The sequence below is a fragment of the Pseudaquabacterium terrae genome (assembly GCF_013266755.1).
GTDB lineage: Bacteria > Pseudomonadota > Gammaproteobacteria > Burkholderiales > Burkholderiaceae_C > Pseudaquabacterium > Pseudaquabacterium terrae.
In genome coordinates this window covers 800,328-816,228 of the sequence record NZ_JABRWJ010000002.1, presented here as the reverse complement: position 1 = coordinate 816,228, position 15,901 = coordinate 800,328, and the positions used below count along the sequence as shown (strand labels likewise).

Genomic DNA, 15,901 nt, shown 5'->3' with positions numbered 1-15,901 from the left:
GGGGCTCGCGACAAACTGCGACAAAGTCCCGCCCGCCTTGCGCCGGCGCCGATGGCGGCGCCCCGCTACGATGCGGCGGCATGACGGAGACGCGGCCCCACGTCCTTATCGTCGACGACGATCCGGACATCCGCCGGCCATTGGCGCGCTTTCTCGAGCAGCACGGGTTCCGCACGGCGCTGGCTGCCAACGGCAGGGAGCTCGACGCTGCGCTCGGTGCCTCGCATCCCGACCTGATCGTGCTCGACGTGATGATGCCGGGAGAGGATGGCCTGAGCATCTGCCGCCGACTGCGTGATCGCGGCGGCCCGCCCGTCTTGCTCCTCACCGCGCGGAGCGACGAGATCGACCGCATCCTGGGGCTGGAACTGGGCGCGGACGACTATCTGCCGAAGCCATTCAACCCGCGGGAGCTGGTGGCGCGCGTCAAGGCCATCCTGCGTCGAGCCGAGGCCCTGCCACGCCGGCGGCGCCAGGAGGCCGGCGTGGTGCGGTTCGATCGCTGGCAATTCGATCTCGCGCAGCCGGAGCTGCATGGCGAGGACGGCGAGACAGTGGCGCTTTCGAGCGGAGAGCACGCGTTGCTGGTGGCCTTCGTGGTGCGTGCCGGGCTGACGCTGACGCGGGACCAACTGCTGGATCTGACCCGCGGGCGGGAGGCACAGTTGTTCGATCGAAGCATCGACAACCAGGTCAGCCGGCTGCGCCGGAAGATCGAGCCCGACGCGCAGCGGCCGCGGCTCATTCTTACCAGGTGGGGCAGCGGCTATGTGTTCGCGGCCGAGCTGACGTGGCTCGCGTGATCCGGATCTGGCCCCGCGGGCTCGCTGCCCAGATGACCGCCGTCGTCGTCGCGTCATTCGTGGTGCTGTTGGCGATCCTGACCGCGCTGGAGATGGCCGATCAGGACGATCTGGTCTCCTGGGCCGGCCACGCGTCGACGGTGCATCGGCTGTGGCAGGCACGCCAGGCGCTGGAACACTTGCCACCCGAGCGCCGCGAAGCGTTCCTGGCAGCCACTTCGTTCTGCCATGAGGGCTATACGGTCACCAGCGAGCCCGCGGCAACCCAGGGCACGGAACGCGAAGCGGTTCAGGTTCGGACCGAGCTGGCCGCCAGGCTGCGGCTGCCGGAAGGTGGCGTGCAGGTCGATCGGGTCATGCTGCAACGCGAGGACTTCGCGTATGCCCGCTGCAGACCGGACGAGATGCGTTTTCCTCTCTCGGGCCTGGTGATCTCAATCCGTCTGGCGTCCGGCGGCTGGCTCAACGCCGAGATTCATCCGCACGAGTGGCATCTGCATTCCGAGCTGGTGGCCTGGCTGATGCGGTCCGGGGCGGCATTTCTCGTCGTGGGGCTGGCCGCAGTGTGGTTCGCGCACCGCCTGGGACGGCCCTTGGCGCGGTTGACGGAAGCAGCGCAGCAATTCGACGCCGGCCGCGTGGTTCGAACCGTGCCGCGCTCCGGGCCGGAGGACTTGCGGCGTGCGATCGACGCCTTCAACGCCATGCAGCAGCGCATTGCCGACGATATGACGCGCCGCACGCAGACGCTCGCGGCCATTGGCCACGACCTGCGCTCGCCATTGACGGCGCTGCGCATCCAGGCCGAGTTGGTCGAGGACCCGGTTCTGCGCGCGGAACTGATCAGGAGCATCGACAAGATGACGCGGATGGCGGCATCGGCCCTGGCCTACCTCCAGGGCGAATCGCGCGAGGAACCTCGGCGCCGCGTTGATCTGGCCGCCCTCGCGCGCAGCGAGTGCGCGGACCACGTCGCCATGGGGCAGGTGGCAAGCTACGACGGCCCCGCATCCCTGCCCTGGCCGGTGCGACCCGACGCACTCGCGCGTGCGCTGCGCAACCTCATCGACAACGCGAACAAGTACGCGAGCGGTGCCTGCGTGACGCTGGCGATCGAGGGTGGCGACGCGCTGCTCCGGGTCAGCGACACCGGGCCGGGCGTGCCGGGCGAGGATCTGCCGCGCGTCGTGGAGCCTTTCGCGCGGCTGTCGGCGGCGCGGGAGGCGGCGCACGGCGGGTTCGGCCTCGGGCTGGCCATCGTGAGGGCCGTGGCCGAGGGACACGGGGGGCACTTGGAACTCGCGAACCGGTCGCCGAGCGGGCTGCTGGTGACCATGCGCCTGCCACTTCGGTGAAGGCCACGGCATGGGCGCCCGTGGCTGTCGCCGCGGGTTGATCGGCGCCCAACCTTCGCGAAGCGCACGCCCGATCAGTGCACTCCAACGGTCGATTCAACGCTTGGTCCATCGCGCGGACGACCTGGCGCAGCTGGCGAACGGACTGCGGCTGGCCGGCTTTGCCCGAGTGATCGCTGCGTCACGATCTGTCCGCAAGCACCCGCGGGCGGATGTTCTGGTTGTGGTGGAAGACGTTGTCGGGGTCGTACCTCGTCTTCACGTCCACCAGCCGCTCATAGACGGCGTCGCCGTACGCCTCGCGCACGCGGCCGGGGTCTTCGTCGCCGCCGAGGAAGTTGACGTAGACGCCTTCGCGGTAGCGGCCGAGCGCGGCGAAGAACCTCCGCGCCCAGGCGGTGTCGCGGTCGCCGAAGTCCTCGCCGGGCCGCCACACGGCATCGAGCGTGATCGCGTGCGACGCCTGCCGGTTGCCGAACGCCGTCGCGCCCTCGGCCACCCGGCTCACCGCCCCCTTCAGATGGAACATCGCCGCGTACGAGCGTGGCGACGAACCGGAGAACGCGTGCTCGACGAGCGTGTCGACGAGGTCGTCGCGCAGCGCCGGCAGGTGGGTGGACTTCCAGTAGTAGTTCCAGCCGTGGACGACGGTCGAGTCGAGTGCGCTCTGGAATCCGGCGTACGGCGCGGGACCGACCAGGTCGAGCAGCGGCGTGCGGCATGCGCGCAGCGGGCCGAGCAGCTGCTCGCCGCGCTCGATCGGCCCGCTGTAGCAGAGGCCGACCATCAGCACCGGGCGCCAGTGCAGATGCTCGGGAATGGCCGCCAGCGGCGGCGCGGTGCCGAAGCGCACGACCGTGCCGAGCTCGTCGGGCGCGTCGCGCACGAAGTCGCGGTAGAAGCGAAGGACCTCCGCGGCGTCGCTCGCGTCCCAGAGGAGGGGCCCGGCCAGGACGGTGGGCCCGACGCGGTGGAGGCGGAACTCGAACGCGCTGACCACGCCGAAGTTGCCGCCGCCGCCCTGCAGGGCCCAGAACAGGTCGGGGTGCTCGTCCGCGGACGCGCGCAGCCGCTCGCCGTCGGCGGTCACGACATCCGCGGCGAGCAGGTTGTCGACCGTCAGGCCGTGCTTGCGCATCAGCCAGCCGACGCCGCCGCCGAGGGTGAGCCCGGCGACGCCGGTGTGGCTGACGATGCCGCCGGTCGTGGCCAGGCCGTGCGCCTGTGTCTCGCGATCGACGTCGCCCCACAGCGCACCGCCCTGCACCCAGGCGCTGCGCTGGGCGGGATCGACGCGCACGGCCCGCATCGCCGACAGGTCGATGACGATGCCGTCGTCGCAGACGGCGGTGCCCGCGACGTTGTGGCCGCCGCCCCGTACGGCAATCTCCAGATCGTGGTCGCGGGCGAAACGCACGGCGGCGGCCACGTCGGCGGCCGCTATGCAGCGCGCGATCAGGCGCGGGCGCCGATCGATGGCCGCGTTCCACACGGCACGGGCGATGTCGTAGTCGGCGTGATCGGGCCCGATCAGCGGTCCTCGGAACCCGTCGATCTGCACGGCGGTCGAGGCGCTGCTGCTGCGGCAGGCTTCCGCGGTCGTCGGTGTGGTCATCGGGTACTCCTTTCTCGAATGGCCACATCGGAACACCGGGGACCCCGGCCGTGAAGTCAAGAATCTGGACTTCACAACGCGAGGTGGCGTGGCAATACTGGCTGCGTGAGGACGTACGGCCAATACTGCCCCATCGCTCGCGGCTCGGAGATCTTCGCCGAGCGATGGACACCGCTGATCGTGCGCAACCTGTACCTCGGCTGCGCAAGCTTCAGCGAGATCCTGGAGGGCACGCCCGGACTCTCCGCCACCCTGCTGTCACAGCGGCTCAAGCAGCTCGAGCTCACCGGCATCGTCGAGTCGGCCCGCAAGGCCGAGGGGCGCGGGCACCACTACACGCTCACGTCCTCGGGGCACGAACTGTTCGCGGTCTGCCAGTCGCTGGGCGAGTGGGGTGCGCGCTGGCTCGAGATCGCGCCCGAGCACCTCGACCCCTTCGTGGCCCTGTGGTCGATGTGCAGGGCGCTGCGCCGAGACCGGCTCCCGGATCGACGCGTCGTCATCCGCTTCGACTTCACCGGCCGCGTGCGCCCTGAACGCTATTGGCTGCTCATCGAGCTCGGCGACACCGAGATCTGCAAGACCTACCTCGGCCTCGACGAGGACCTCTACATCACGGCGGACGCCGAGGCCTTCGTCAAATGGCACGCCGGCCAGCTCACCTGGGCCCAGGCCACGGGCGAGCACCGCATCCGGCTCCACGGCCCCTCGTCGCTCGTGAGAGCCTTCCCGACCTGGAACGCCCGCAGCATGTTCGCCCACATCCGGCCGGTCTCCCGCGCCCCGGCGAGCGCTGCAGAGTGACCGCCTCCTGCGCGTACTCGGCGGGCGTGCCGCGAGTCAACGCATCAGCTCGTCGGCGCGCAGCAGAACGCTTTGCGGGATGGTGAGCCCGAGCGCCTTTGCGGTCTTCAGGTTGATGATGAGCTCGTAGCGCGAGGGCTGCTCGATGGGCATCTCGGCGGGCTTGGCGCCGCGCAGGATGCGGTCGGCGTAGACCGCGGCCAGCTGCCAGACGTCATCGTCGTTGACCGAGTACGAGAACAGGCTGCCGGCCGTCGTGTAGAGGCGCCCACCCGTGTTGGCCAGCGGCAGGCGACGCTCGATCGCCGCATCGGCGATGCGCCGGGCGTTCGGCGCAAACATCGGATCAGGCAGGCACAACAGCGCGTCAGCGCGCGCCGCAGCGATCGCGGGCGCGATCTCGTCCACACTGCGGATCTCGAGCAGGTGGCTGTCCAGGCCTCGTGCACGCGCAGCATCCGAAAACGATTTGGCGAAGAACTGGTTCGCCGGGTTGGCCGCATTGCCCAGCAGGTCGATGCGCCGCGCCTGCGGCACCACTTCATGCAGCAGGCTCAAGGCCTTGGGGATGATCTCCTGCCCGAGCAGCGAGACGCCGGTGATGTTGCCGCCGGGGCGTGCGAGGCTTTGGACCAGGCCGCTGCCCACCGGGTCGCCGCCGCCGGCCATCACGATCGGAATTGTCGACGTCGCATCGCGCAAGGCGCGCGTAGGGGTCGTGCCCGCGGTGACCATCAGATCGGGGCGCAGCGCGACCAGCTCGGCAGCCAATGCCGGCAGCGGCTCGGATCGGCCGCCGGCGTAGCGCATGTCGACGACGAGGTTCGTTCCTTCGATCCACCCGCGTTCATGCAGGCGGTCGAGGAACTTGACATGCACCGGCCATCGGCCGCTTGGCGGAGCCGTGGACCCCACGAGCCAGCCGATGCGGGCGCTTCGTGCCTGGGCCCACGCCACGCGGCCGACAAGGGCGCTCGAAAGTACCGAGCCGATGCACAGGCGCATCAGCGCAGCACCGTGCCAGGCCACGATTCGGCGTCGCGCGATCACTGGTCACCTCGCTGAGTGAGCGGCATCGTCAACGCTTCGGCATCCTCTTTCGACCGCCGACCATCGCGCTCACCGATGTGAGCATACGCGCAGCCAGCCCCGTTGCGCGTGGGCGCGCCGGCTCCGCGAGGCCTTCGACCCTCGGTCGCTGGTGCTGCCGCTCGCAACCATCGAAGCTGCCCTGAAGGCAGCTGGGCGCACACGGCGGTGAACAAGCCCGCTCAGCGCTGCAGCACGTTCTGCCCCGGCGCGTCCTCGATCACCTTGTAGCCCTTGGTCGCCGCGCCCATCGCCGGCGGCTTGCCCTTGGCGCTGGAATGCTGCGCCAGCCAGCCCTGCCACGCCGGCCACCACGAGCCCGCGTGGAGCGGCGCTTCCTCTTCCCATTCCTGCGGCGCCAGGTGCGGGTCGGCCAGCCGGCGCGTCTTGATGCGGTAGTGCCGCTTCGGGTGCACCGGGCCGCTGACGATGCCGGCGTTGTGCCCGCCGGCGGTGAGCAGGAAGGTGAAGTCGTCCGAGCGCACCAGGTTGTCGAGCTTGTAGACCGACTTCCAGGGCGCGACGTGGTCGGCCTCGGTGCCGACGAGGAACATCGGCACCGTGATGTCCGACAGCCGCGCGATGCGCCCGCCGACGGCGAAGCGGTTGGTCGCCAGCTCGTTGTCCATGTACAGGCGGTACAGGTACTCGCTGTGCATGCGCCACGGCATGCGCGTGCCGTCGGCATTCCAGGCCATCAGGTCGATCATCGGGGTGCGCTGGCCCTTCAGGTAGTTGTCGACGATCGGCTGCCACAGCAGATCGTGCGCGCGCAGCAGCGTGAACGCGCCGCCCATCTGGCGGCTCTCGAGCACGCCCTTCTTGTGCATCGTGGCCTCCAGCATCGCCAGCTGGCTGGGGTTGATGAAGGAGGCCAGCTCGCCGGGTTCGCTGAAGTCGGTCTGCGCGGCGAACATCGTCACCGAGCCGATGCGCGGGTCGCGCTCGCGCCCGAGTGCCGCCGCCCCGATGGCCAGCAGCGTGCCGCCGATGCAGTAGCCCACGGCGTGCACCGGGCGCTTCGGCGCGATGGCGGCCACCGCGTCCAGCGCCGCGAACAGGCCCTGGCGCAGGTAGTCCTCCATGCCGAGCGCGCGGTCGCTCTCGTCGGGGTTCTTCCACGACATCATGAACACCGTGTGGCCCTGGTCGACCAGGTACTTCACCAGCGAGTTGCGCGGGCTCAGGTCGAGGATGTAGTACTTCATGATCCACGCCGGCACGATGAGGATCGGCTCGGCATGGGTTTCCTTGGTGGCGGGGGCGTACTGGATCAGCTCGATCAGCTCGTTGCGGAACACCACCTTGCCCGGGGTCACGGCAACGGATTTGCCGGGCACGAAAGCCTCGGTGCCGGCGGGCTTCATGCCCTGGAGCGTGCGGTCGATGTCCTCGGCCAGGTGCTCCCACCCGCGCATCAAGTTCTGCCCCTGCTCCGACTGCGTCTGCGCCAGCAGCTCGGGGTTGGTGGCCAGGGCGTTGGAGGGCGACGCGGCGTCGGCCAGCAGCCGCGCCGCGAAGCCGAGCAGCTGCGCGTGGTAGTCGGTGACGCCGCCGAATTGATCGGTGGCGTCCTTCATCAGCGCGACGTTGTTCTGGTAGGCGCGGGCGTAAACGTTGAAGGGGAACTGCCACCAGGGCTGGGCTTCGAAGCGGCGGTCGGGTTCGCCGTCCAGCCCCGCGGTGGGCGCCAGCGGCTGGCCGGCCCACGCTTGCAGCGCGAAGGCCCAGGTGTCGCGCGTGCGCTGCAGCGCATGCACCTGCAGCTCGCGCTGCTTGTCCGGCGAAAGCGCCAGGTGCATCGCCCAGTCGGCCCACGCGCTGGTGAATGCCGAGGGCGCCAGCCCGGCAGTCATCTGCGCGGCCTGGGCGCGCAACTCGCGGTCGAAGTCCTGTGTCTCGCTGACGGTCTGGTTCGCGTTCGTGTTCATCGCTTGCCGCCCGCCCTTCCCGTTACTGGCGGCGGGTGTCTCCGGTGGGGTTCTAACGTTTTTAGTGAGCGTCAGGCGGGCGCGTGCCAGCCCGCGTCGACCCACAGCTCGCCGCTGACGGCCGCATTGCCCAGCATGAAGCAGATCGCGTCGGCGATTTCCTCCGGCTGGATCAGGCGGCCCAGCTGCGTGAACGGCAGGATGTTCTTGTCCAGGTACTCCTTGCCCATCGCGCGCACCATCGGCGTGTCGGTGAAGCCGGGGTGAATGACGCTGCAGCGCACGCCGTGGAAGATGGCCTCCTTCATGATCGTGGCTGCCGCGCCCTCCAGGCCGGCCTTGGTGCTGGCATAGGAGATCTGGCCGCGATTGCCCTGCGACGAGATCGAGCCGATGAAGACCACCGAGCCCTGGATGTGCTCCTCGGGCGTCCAGCGCTTCAACGCGCGCGCGGCGCGGTCTTCGGCGATGCGGGCGATCATCTCCAGCGCCCAGTACACCGGCGCGATGAGGTTGACGTCGACCACCAGCTTGAACTGCTCGAGCGGATAGATGCGCGCCTTGCCGGTGTGCTTGTCGATGCGCACCGCCAGCTCGTCGCGCGTGATGCCGGCGGCCGGCACGCACAGCGACACGCGGCCGTAGGTGCCGCTGAGGGTGTCGAACACCGAGGCGCGGAAGGCCTCGTCGGTGGTGTCGCCCTGGAACGGCACGGCGAAGACCCGGCCGGCGTCGGCGTTGAGCTTCTCGGCCACGTCCACGACGGCCTCGCTGGCGTCGACGAGGGCGACGGCGGTGACGTTGCGCCGCGCCATGGCGGCGGCGACAGCGCGGCCGATGCCGCTGGCGCCCCCGGTGATGACGGCGACCTGGTTGGCGATGTCCATGCGATCCCTCGGCTTGATGTTGCGGCGCAACATCATAGGCCGCGACGCCGCCGCCGGTCACTGCGGGCGGACCCGGGCATTGATCGATCACAAGATCGATACTTCCGCCTCGCGCATCACGCCGCCAGGAGCTTCCCCCATGGCTTTCCACCTCTATCGCCTCAACGAGCTCTACTCCAACCCCTCCGGCACCATCCAGTTCATCGAGCTGTCCATCGGCGGCATCAACGGCGAATCGTTCTGGCAGGGCGTCACGCTCAGCACTTCGAGCGGCGGCACCACGCGCAACTTCACCTTCCCCAGTCACCTGCCAAGCTCCAGCACCGCCAACACGACGGTGCTGATCGCGACGTCGGGCTTCGCCGAGCTGGGCATCGTCACGCCGGACTTCATCGTCCCGAACGGCTTTCTCTTCACCAGCGGCGGCACACTGAATTTCGGCGGCGCCGACCAGATCACCTACCCCGCCTTGCCGACAGACGGCGTGCACGCCGTGAACCGCGTCGGCGTATCCGTGGTCGCCACGCCGCGGAACTTCGCCGGCGCCACCGGCACGCTGCCCCCGCCCGGCACGCCGACGTTTCTGGGCGGGGACGGCAATGACACGATGACCGGCTCCACCGGCGACGAACTGATCGACGGCCAGGCCGGCAACGACACGATCCGGGGCGGTGGCGGCAACGACACGCTCAAGGGCGGCAGCGGCGACGACGCTGTCTACAGCGGCGTCGGCAACGATGCGATCGACGGCGGCGACGGCTACGACTACCTCTATTTCACCGATGCCACGGCCGGCGTGTCGATCAACATGGCCATCGGCAGCGCCGCCGGTGGTGCCGGCTCGGACACGATCACCGGCATCGAGCTGGTGTTCGGTTCGCCGTTCGCCGACACCTTCGTCGGCAATGACGCGGGCATTGGTTTTCTCGGCGGCGAGGGCAATGACACCATCACCGGCGGCAGCGCGCGCGACCATCTGGAAGGCAATGGCGGCGACGACGTGATCGATGGCCTCGGTGGCGTGGATGTCGTCGCCTACTACAGCGCCGCCTTCGCGGTGAATGTCGACCTGACGGCCCAGCGCGCCACCGGCGGCCTGGGCACCGACACGCTGCGCAATGTCGAGGACGCGGTCGGCAGCGTCTTCGGCGACACGCTGAAGGGCAGCAGCGGCAACAACCTGCTCGAAGGCAGCGATGGCAACGACAGCCTCGTCAGCACCGCGGGCAACGACACGCTGGACGGCGGTCTCGGCATCGACACGGCCGTGTATGCGCAGGCGCGCAGCGCCTACACGCTGCAGCGCTCGGGCGGCCTCTTTTCGATCGAGAAGCCAAGCGCGGCGGGCTCCGATGCCCTGCCCAACACCGAGCGCCTGCAGTTCAGCGACACGCGGCTGGCGCTCGATCTGCAAGGCCACGCCGGCCAGACCGCCAAGCTGCTGGGGGCGGTGTTCGGCGCCGCGTCGGTGGCCAACAAGGAGTACGCCGGCATCGGCCTGTCGCTGCTGGACGGCGGCATGAGTTATGTCGATCTCGCTGCGCTCGCCGTGGCCGCGGCCGGCAAATCCAGTCCAGCCGACATCGTCTCGCTGCTGTGGACCAACCTGTTCGGCGCGCCGCCGACGTCGGCCGATGCGGCGCCCTACGTCGCGCTGCTCGCCGGCGGCAGCATGTCGGTGGGCGCACTGACGGTGCTGGCCGCCGATACCAGCTTCAACACCGCCAACATCAACCTGGTCGGCTTGGCGCAGACGGGGCTCGAGTACACCGCCTGAGTCCGCCCTGCACGCATGAAGGCCCGCGACCCAAAGGCCGCGAGCCTGTGCACTCGATCAGAGCAGCGTTTACTTCCCGTCGCGGTCCGAATCCCCCGGCGTCGCGCGCTCGATGGTGTCGCTCACGCGCTGCCATGCATCGCGCGTGGCGTGCTTGGCGTGCGCCCATTCGAGATTCGAGCTGCCGCGCACGTTGTTCCAATCGCGGCCCAGGTCGGCATCGAGGTCGTCGAAGTCGCGACCCGGATAACGCCCATAGGCATCGACACCGTAGCGATAGGCCGGGCCGTACTCATCGAACGTCGAGCCCGAGGTCACGTACGGCCGGCTCGAATAGTTTTCGCGCCAGTACTCTTCTTCGGCCGTGGGGTTCAGCGCCTTGCCGGCGCCCAGGCCCATCAGGCCACCGGCGATCGCGCCGGCCGCCGCGCCGACCGCGGCGCCGACCGGGCCGGTCATGCCGCCGATGGCCGCTCCGGCGGCCGCAGCGCCCATCACACCGCCGGCAACACCGCCGGCAACGGCACCGACGCCGGTCGCCACCGGGTGGTCCGTGACGTCACCGGTCGCATCGGTAGCATTCGCGCGGTCCAGATCTCGTGACTTGTTCATGTGGATCTCCTAAGGAAAAGTGCCGGCCGCGACATGCGGCTCGACGGTTCAGGAAGTCGAGAAGCAGTGTTCTCAGCGGGGCCCTACCTGGTGTTGGTCGCTCCCATCTTTCCTTGCAGCACCGCGACCAGGTGCCGCTTGGCTTCGGCCAGATGCGCCTTGTCGGCGTCGTGCACTTTCCGCAGGAAGGCGGCGCACTCGGCCGAGTCCGCCTTCTCGGCGTCCTTGATGTATTGGTCGTAGGCCATCAAGGCCTGGGCCTTGTTCTGGATCAGCGTGATCCAGTCGTATTCCAGGTCGCTCAGCGGATGGGGGTCCGAGGACTTTTCTTTCATCGCATGCCCTTTCACGTTAGGGAAGGCGACTCAGCGTCGCGCCTTCCGATAACGAGTCAGGGCAAGCGTCGCGCCTGCCCGGCTGGGCTTGCCGCCTCAACCGTCCGTCGACAGGGCCTCGGTGCGGTGGTACGGCACCACCAGTTGCCCGTCGCTGCCTGGCACCGCCTCGATCGTGATCCGCGGCGCCGACGAAATCACTGCGCCGAAGATGGTTGCGAACGCCACGTCGGCGGCATCACGACCGGTGCCCAGCCGCACGAAGCCCATCGGAATCGCGGTGCCCGACGGATCGAACAGGTACCAGCGCCCGCCGAGATAGGCCTCGACATAGGCATGAAAGTCCGTCGGCCCGAGCGCCGGATCGGCGCCGTAGTCGATGCCGGTCGTGAAGCGAGCGGGAATGTTGATCGCGCGGCACAGCGCGATCATCAAGTGCGCGAAATCGCGGCAGACGCCGACGGTGGCCAGCAGCGTGTCGATCGCCGAGGTGTTGGCGTTCGAGGTGTTCGAGGTGAAGGTGGTGCGCTGCAGCACCCAGTCGCGAATCGCCTGCACGCGGCTGTAGCCCTGCCACTGCTGGCCGAATTCGCGCATCGCGAACTTGTGCAGCCGGTCGGATTCGCAATAGCGGCTCGGGTAGACATAGCGCATCACGTCGGCGGGCATCTGCGCCACCGGCACCTCGCCGATGCGCTGCGGCTGCTCGACGTGGTGCTGCAGCTCCACCGTGGCGGCGTACACCAGCCGCATCGGGCCGGGCATGCCCTGCAGGCGCAGGTAGCGGTTGCGCGTCGCGGCGTCGGTTTCCACGCGCCACTGCACGTTTTGATTGAGCGTCAGGCTTTCGTCGACCACGCGCTGGCGCTCGGTGTGCGCGGCATGGATGTTGAAGACGAAGTCGCAGCCGGGCTGCGAAATCTCGTAGTCGAGCTCGAGTGAGAGCCGCAGCCGGACCATGGTGTTGCGCTCCCTGGCCCCTGCGGGCGATGTTTCGATCAATTCATTCCGGCGCGAATCTGATTGCAGATGTTCGTGCCGGTCACCGTCAGGCGCAGCGAGCCGCCATGCCATTCCAGCCAGTCGAGCGCCACGTAGTCCTCGATGAATCCGGCGTCGATCGTGTCGGCGCGCCGGCGCCGCAGCGATTCCACCGTCGACAGGAGCTCCAGGCGCAGCCGTTGCCGCCGGGTGAGCGGCGTGGGGTGCGCCGCCGCTCCCGGCGTGACCGATGGGCTCGGTTTTTGAGGGTTCATCGACAGCTCCGGTTGTGCCCCACCTTAACACCCCGGGGTCCGCCGGCCGGTACGGCAACGCACAGACAGCGGTCCGCGCGGGCGCGGACGATTCGCGCCTCCCGTTAAGATCGCCCGCCATGGCCCCGCCCGGCCGCACGCCATGACGACAGAACTCAAACAGCTGGGACCCGAAGAACACCCCTCCGGCACGGCGGCGCTGCGCATCACCGGCCCGACGGCGCAGCGCTTCGATGCGCCGGAATTGATCGAGATCGCGATCATCGACGCCGGGCAGACCGAGCGTCACCTCGATCCACGCAACCCGGACGATCCGTGGACCACCGCGATGTTCTGGTTCTTTCCGCTCGAGCCGCAGCGGCGCGAGGGCGGGCTGTGGCTGGAGCTCGACCACGGCGTGACGCACCACCTGGGCGCCAACAAGCCCTATCGGCTGCGGCTGCGCTCGCTCGATGGCGTGGAGGCCGACGAGGTCTTCGTGATGAAGGCCAACCTGCGGCGGCCTTCGCAGAAGCCGCGCGGCTGGGTGATGCCGCCCGATCCGCGCGGGCCGCTGAAGGCGCCGCCGCCGTCGCATGCCGACATTCCGCTGTCGCCGGTGCCCGCGCCCGTGCCGGCCCTGGTGCCCGAACCGGCCCCGCCACCGCCCGAGCCGCTGCCCTTCTCGAACGAGGTCGAGCCCGAACCGCTGTGGGACCCGGCACCGGAACCCCTGCCACCGCCGCCGGCCGAAGCGCTGCCGCCCGAACCCGAGCCGCAGCCGGAGCCCTATGTCGAGCCAGCGCCGGTGGTCCCCGCACGCCGGCGGCCGACCAAGCTGCAGATCGCGCTGATCTACCTGGTGCTGTTCCTGATCGGTGCCGGCGGCGCGTGGCTGCTGCTGCCGAAGCCGCCGGTCGAGCCGGTGTGGACGATGGACTCGTGCCGCACGACGCTGCGCGCGAATCCCGATCCGGCGAAGACGCTGGCCGATGCCGGCAAGCTGGCGCAATCGGGCCAGCTGCTCGATTGCCAGTTCCTGCTCTTCAAGTACGCGGCCGAGAAGGGCCAGGCCGGCGCGGCGCGCATGCTGGGCACTTTCTACGACCCCGACACCTGGGCCAAGGACAAGAGCCCGCTGCCGGCGCCGAACCCGACCGAAGCCGCGCGTTGGCACAAGCAGGCGGCCGAAGCCGGCGATGCCGAGTCGATGTACCGCTACGGCATGCTGTTGAAGCTCGGCCGCACCGAGGAGGCCGACGGGCCCGAGAAAGCGCAGATGTGGCTGAAGAAAGCCGCTGATGCGGGGCACGCGCAGGCCAAGGCTGCGCTGGCCAACTGAAGCGGGCGTTGGCTGCGCTGGCCGATTGAGTCGGGCGTTGGCGGCTCCGGCCCCTTGAACGAGTTGACTTAGGCCACGGTCGCAGCGATCCGCCAGGCGCGACACTCGACCTCCGATGCGACGCCGCCCCCTCCTCCCCCTGCTCGCCCTCGCCACCACCGCGCCGTGGTGGTCAGCCCCTGCCCGCGCGCAGGCGCGCAAGCCGCTGCTGATCGACGGCAAGAAGACGCTGTACCAGAAGGTGTTGACGCGCCCCGGCGCGTCGATCGCGGCGCAGGCCGGTGCGGCCGGCGCCAAGGCGCTGGCGCCTTTCACGCTGTTCCATGTCTACGAGCGCGGCAGCGCCGGCGGCAAGCCGTGGCTCTTGGTCGGCGCCGGCAGCGACGGCAAGACCGACGGCTGGCTCGCCGAGACCGACAGCGTGCCGTGGCGCCACATGATCACGCTGGCCTTCGCGTCGCCGACCTCGCGCGAGCGGGTGCTGTTCTTCCGCGACCGCGAATCGCTGGTCGGCCATGTCAACGCGGCCGACCCGGCCGGCGAGACCAGCAAGCTGCTGAAGGAGATCAGCACCAAGGGCACGCTCGGTGCGGCCAGCCCGGTGATCGCCGCCGAGCCCGACAAGGTGGTCGACATCTCGAAGAGCTTCTACCTGCTGCCGGTGCTGGAAGCGCAGAGCACGCGGCTGAAGTCGGGCCACAACACGCGGCTGGTCAAGGTGGCCTCGATCACGCGCGATGCGCCGCCGCCGGCCAATGCACCGGCCCCGCCACCGGCCTCCGCCGCTGCAGGCAACGAAGGCATCGCCAACTTCAACAGCGGCGTCGTGTTCGTGATCGATGCCAGCTCGTCGATGCAGCCCTACATCGACCGCACGCGCGCGGCGATGGAAGAGGTGCTGCGCCAGGCCGAGGGTGCCAAGCTCGGCACGCGCATCCGCTTCGGCGTGGTCGCGTTCCAGGACGATCCGGCCAAGACCAAAGGCGTCGACTACCTGTTCAAGGTGTTCGCCGATCCGAACCAGGTGTCGACGCGCGAGCAGTTCATCGCTGCGCTGCAGCAGGTCAAGGCCACGCCGAGCTCGACGCGCGCCTATGCCGAGGACGCGTATGCCGCGCTCGATGCCGCGATGTCGAAGATCGCCTGGCAGCGCTTCGGCGGCCGCTACGTCGTCTTCATCACCGATGCCAGCGCGCGCGAAGGCAATTCGCCGCTGGCCAGCAGCAAGCTGAACACGGCGCAGATGCGCGCGCGGGCGCAGGCGCAGGGCGTTGCGCTGTACGTGATGCACCTGAAGACCAGCGAGGGCAAGAACGACCATGCGATCGCCGAGGCGCAGTACAAGCGGCTGAGCGACTGGCCGGGGCGCGGGCCGCTGTATTTCCCGGTCGAGGCGGGGGACCCGGCGCGCTTCGAGGCCGACGTGAAGCGCATGGCCAATGCGCTGGTCGAGCAGGTCAAGACGCCGCAGAAGGCGCTGCAGGCCGCGGCGCCGGCGCCGGGTCCCGCCCCCGCTGCTGCACCGGCCCCGGGGGATCCGCTGCAGGCCAGCATCGATGCGGTCGGCCGCGCGATGGTGCTGGCCTACCTGGGCCGCGAGCAGGGCATCAAGGCGCCGCCGATGTACGAGGCCTGGGCCTGTGACCGGGACGTGCGCAACCGCGAGATTGCGGCCTTCGGCGTGCGCGTGCTGGTGACCAAGAACCAGCTCTCCGACCTGCAGGCGCTGGTGCGCCGCCTGGCCGATGCCTACGACAAGACGCAGCTCGACCCGACCAGCGTCTTCGAGCAGCTGCGCAGCGCCGCGGTGGCGCTGGGGCGCGATGCCTCGCAGCTCGCGCAGGGCAAGGCGCGCAACCTCGAGCAGGCCGGGCTGATGAGCGAGTTCCTCGACGGCCTGCCCTACCAGAGCCCGGTGATGAGCATGCCGCTGTCCGACTGGGCCGGCATGAGCACCGGGCAGCGCCAGGCGGTGATCGACAACCTGCGCGGGCTGGCGGTGCTGTACCAGCGCTACCACGACGACGTCGACCGCTGGGTGGCGCTGAACCCCGGCGCGGCCGATGGCGACAAGGTGTTCCCGGTGCCGATCGACTCGCTGCCGTAGGGCGGCTCG

General features: G+C 69.5%; 14 protein-coding genes. 6 read left to right on the top strand and 8 right to left on the bottom strand.

The genetic code is table 11. The features are described from left to right. Positions 1-80 precede the first annotated feature (80 nt). On the top strand, positions 81-803 hold the full coding sequence (locus tag HLB44_RS08850) for a response regulator (protein WP_173122172.1): 723 nt from the start codon (positions 81-83) through the stop codon (positions 801-803). Between the two features lie 32 nt (positions 804-835). Next, a complete protein-coding gene (locus HLB44_RS08845) occupies positions 836-2,158 on the top strand; it encodes an ATP-binding protein (RefSeq protein WP_173122171.1) in 1,323 nt (440 codons plus the stop codon). A gap of 181 nt (positions 2,159-2,339) precedes the next feature. On the opposite strand, the gene HLB44_RS08840 is transcribed toward HLB44_RS08845, so the two are convergent. Then, positions 2,340-3,773 (bottom strand): FAD-binding oxidoreductase, encoded by a 1,434-nt coding sequence (locus HLB44_RS08840; RefSeq protein ID WP_173122170.1) that lies wholly within the window; start codon positions 3,771-3,773, stop codon positions 2,340-2,342. Positions 3,774-3,878: 105 nt separating this feature from the next. Between HLB44_RS08840 and HLB44_RS08835 the strand changes: the two genes are divergently transcribed. Then, positions 3,879-4,577 carry a winged helix-turn-helix transcriptional regulator gene (locus HLB44_RS08835; protein ID WP_173122169.1) on the top strand — a complete coding sequence of 233 codons (699 nt, stop codon included), beginning with the start codon at positions 3,879-3,881 and terminating at the stop codon, positions 4,575-4,577. 36 nt (positions 4,578-4,613) lie between these two features. On the opposite strand, the gene HLB44_RS08830 is transcribed toward HLB44_RS08835, so the two are convergent. The 3 genes from HLB44_RS08830 to HLB44_RS08820 form a co-directional block, all read right to left on the bottom strand. Then, entirely contained in the window at positions 4,614-5,456 is an 843-nt protein-coding gene (locus tag HLB44_RS08830) for an ABC transporter substrate binding protein (protein ID WP_173122168.1), read from the bottom strand. A 392-nt stretch (positions 5,457-5,848) separates the two neighbouring features. After that, positions 5,849-7,597 carry a PHA/PHB synthase family protein gene (locus HLB44_RS08825; RefSeq protein WP_173122167.1) on the bottom strand — a complete coding sequence of 583 codons (1,749 nt, stop codon included), beginning with the start codon at positions 7,595-7,597 and terminating at the stop codon, positions 5,849-5,851. A gap of 71 nt (positions 7,598-7,668) precedes the next feature. Further along, positions 7,669-8,484, bottom strand: a complete 816-nt coding sequence (locus HLB44_RS08820) for an SDR family NAD(P)-dependent oxidoreductase (protein ID WP_173122166.1) — start codon at positions 8,482-8,484, stop codon at positions 7,669-7,671. Between HLB44_RS08820 and HLB44_RS08815 the strand changes: the two genes are divergently transcribed. Further along, positions 8,456-10,261 (top strand): calcium-binding protein, encoded by a 1,806-nt coding sequence (locus tag HLB44_RS08815; protein ID WP_173122165.1) that lies wholly within the window; start codon positions 8,456-8,458, stop codon positions 10,259-10,261. The two genes, HLB44_RS08820 and HLB44_RS08815, sit on opposite strands and share 29 nt — an antisense overlap. Positions 10,262-10,330: 69 nt before the next feature. Here the strand turns inward: HLB44_RS08815 and HLB44_RS08810 are convergent, their stop codons facing one another. From HLB44_RS08810 to HLB44_RS08795, 4 genes are all read right to left on the bottom strand, one after another. Next, positions 10,331-10,873, bottom strand: coding sequence for a hypothetical protein (locus tag HLB44_RS08810; protein WP_173122164.1), 543 nt, complete (start codon positions 10,871-10,873; stop codon positions 10,331-10,333). An 83-nt stretch (positions 10,874-10,956) separates the two neighbouring features. Then, positions 10,957-11,208 carry a hypothetical protein gene (locus tag HLB44_RS08805; RefSeq protein ID WP_173122163.1) on the bottom strand — a complete coding sequence of 84 codons (252 nt, stop codon included), beginning with the start codon at positions 11,206-11,208 and terminating at the stop codon, positions 10,957-10,959. A gap of 96 nt (positions 11,209-11,304) precedes the next feature. Next, a complete protein-coding gene (locus HLB44_RS08800) occupies positions 11,305-12,168 on the bottom strand; it encodes a transglutaminase-like domain-containing protein (RefSeq protein ID WP_173122162.1) in 864 nt (287 codons plus the stop codon). 38 nt (positions 12,169-12,206) lie between these two features. After that, complete coding sequence (locus HLB44_RS08795; protein ID WP_173122161.1) at positions 12,207-12,464, bottom strand: hypothetical protein; 258 nt, start codon at positions 12,462-12,464, stop codon at positions 12,207-12,209. Positions 12,465-12,606: 142 nt separating this feature from the next. Between HLB44_RS08795 and HLB44_RS08790 the strand changes: the two genes are divergently transcribed. Together HLB44_RS08790 and HLB44_RS08785 are read left to right on the top strand one after the other, a co-directional pair. Beyond that, on the top strand, positions 12,607-13,785 hold the full coding sequence (locus tag HLB44_RS08790; RefSeq protein ID WP_173122160.1) for a tetratricopeptide repeat protein: 1,179 nt from the start codon (positions 12,607-12,609) through the stop codon (positions 13,783-13,785). A 115-nt stretch (positions 13,786-13,900) separates the two neighbouring features. Then, entirely contained in the window at positions 13,901-15,892 is a 1,992-nt protein-coding gene (locus HLB44_RS08785) for a vWA domain-containing protein (protein WP_173122159.1), read from the top strand. Positions 15,893-15,901 lie beyond the last annotated feature (9 nt).

Coding starts and splice junctions, on each gene's coding strand:
- HLB44_RS08850 (WP_173122172.1), top strand. CDS start 81: ATGACGGAGACGCGGCCCCACGTCCTTATCGTCGACGACGATCCGGAC.
- HLB44_RS08845 (WP_173122171.1), top strand. CDS start 836: ATGACCGCCGTCGTCGTCGCGTCATTCGTGGTGCTGTTGGCGATCCTG.
- HLB44_RS08840 (WP_173122170.1), bottom strand. CDS start 3,773: ATGACCACACCGACGACCGCGGAAGCCTGCCGCAGCAGCAGCGCCTCG.
- HLB44_RS08825 (WP_173122167.1), bottom strand. CDS start 7,597: ATGAACACGAACGCGAACCAGACCGTCAGCGAGACACAGGACTTCGAC.
- HLB44_RS08815 (WP_173122165.1), top strand. CDS start 8,456: ATGACGGCGACCTGGTTGGCGATGTCCATGCGATCCCTCGGCTTGATG.
- HLB44_RS08820 (WP_173122166.1), bottom strand. CDS start 8,484: ATGGACATCGCCAACCAGGTCGCCGTCATCACCGGGGGCGCCAGCGGC.
- HLB44_RS08810 (WP_173122164.1), bottom strand. CDS start 10,873: ATGAACAAGTCACGAGATCTGGACCGCGCGAATGCTACCGATGCGACC.
- HLB44_RS08805 (WP_173122163.1), bottom strand. CDS start 11,208: ATGAAAGAAAAGTCCTCGGACCCCCATCCGCTGAGCGACCTGGAATAC.
- HLB44_RS08800 (WP_173122162.1), bottom strand. CDS start 12,168: ATGGTCCGGCTGCGGCTCTCACTCGAGCTCGACTACGAGATTTCGCAG.
- HLB44_RS08795 (WP_173122161.1), bottom strand. CDS start 12,464: ATGAACCCTCAAAAACCGAGCCCATCGGTCACGCCGGGAGCGGCGGCG.
- HLB44_RS08790 (WP_173122160.1), top strand. CDS start 12,607: ATGACGACAGAACTCAAACAGCTGGGACCCGAAGAACACCCCTCCGGC.
- HLB44_RS08785 (WP_173122159.1), top strand. CDS start 13,901: ATGCGACGCCGCCCCCTCCTCCCCCTGCTCGCCCTCGCCACCACCGCG.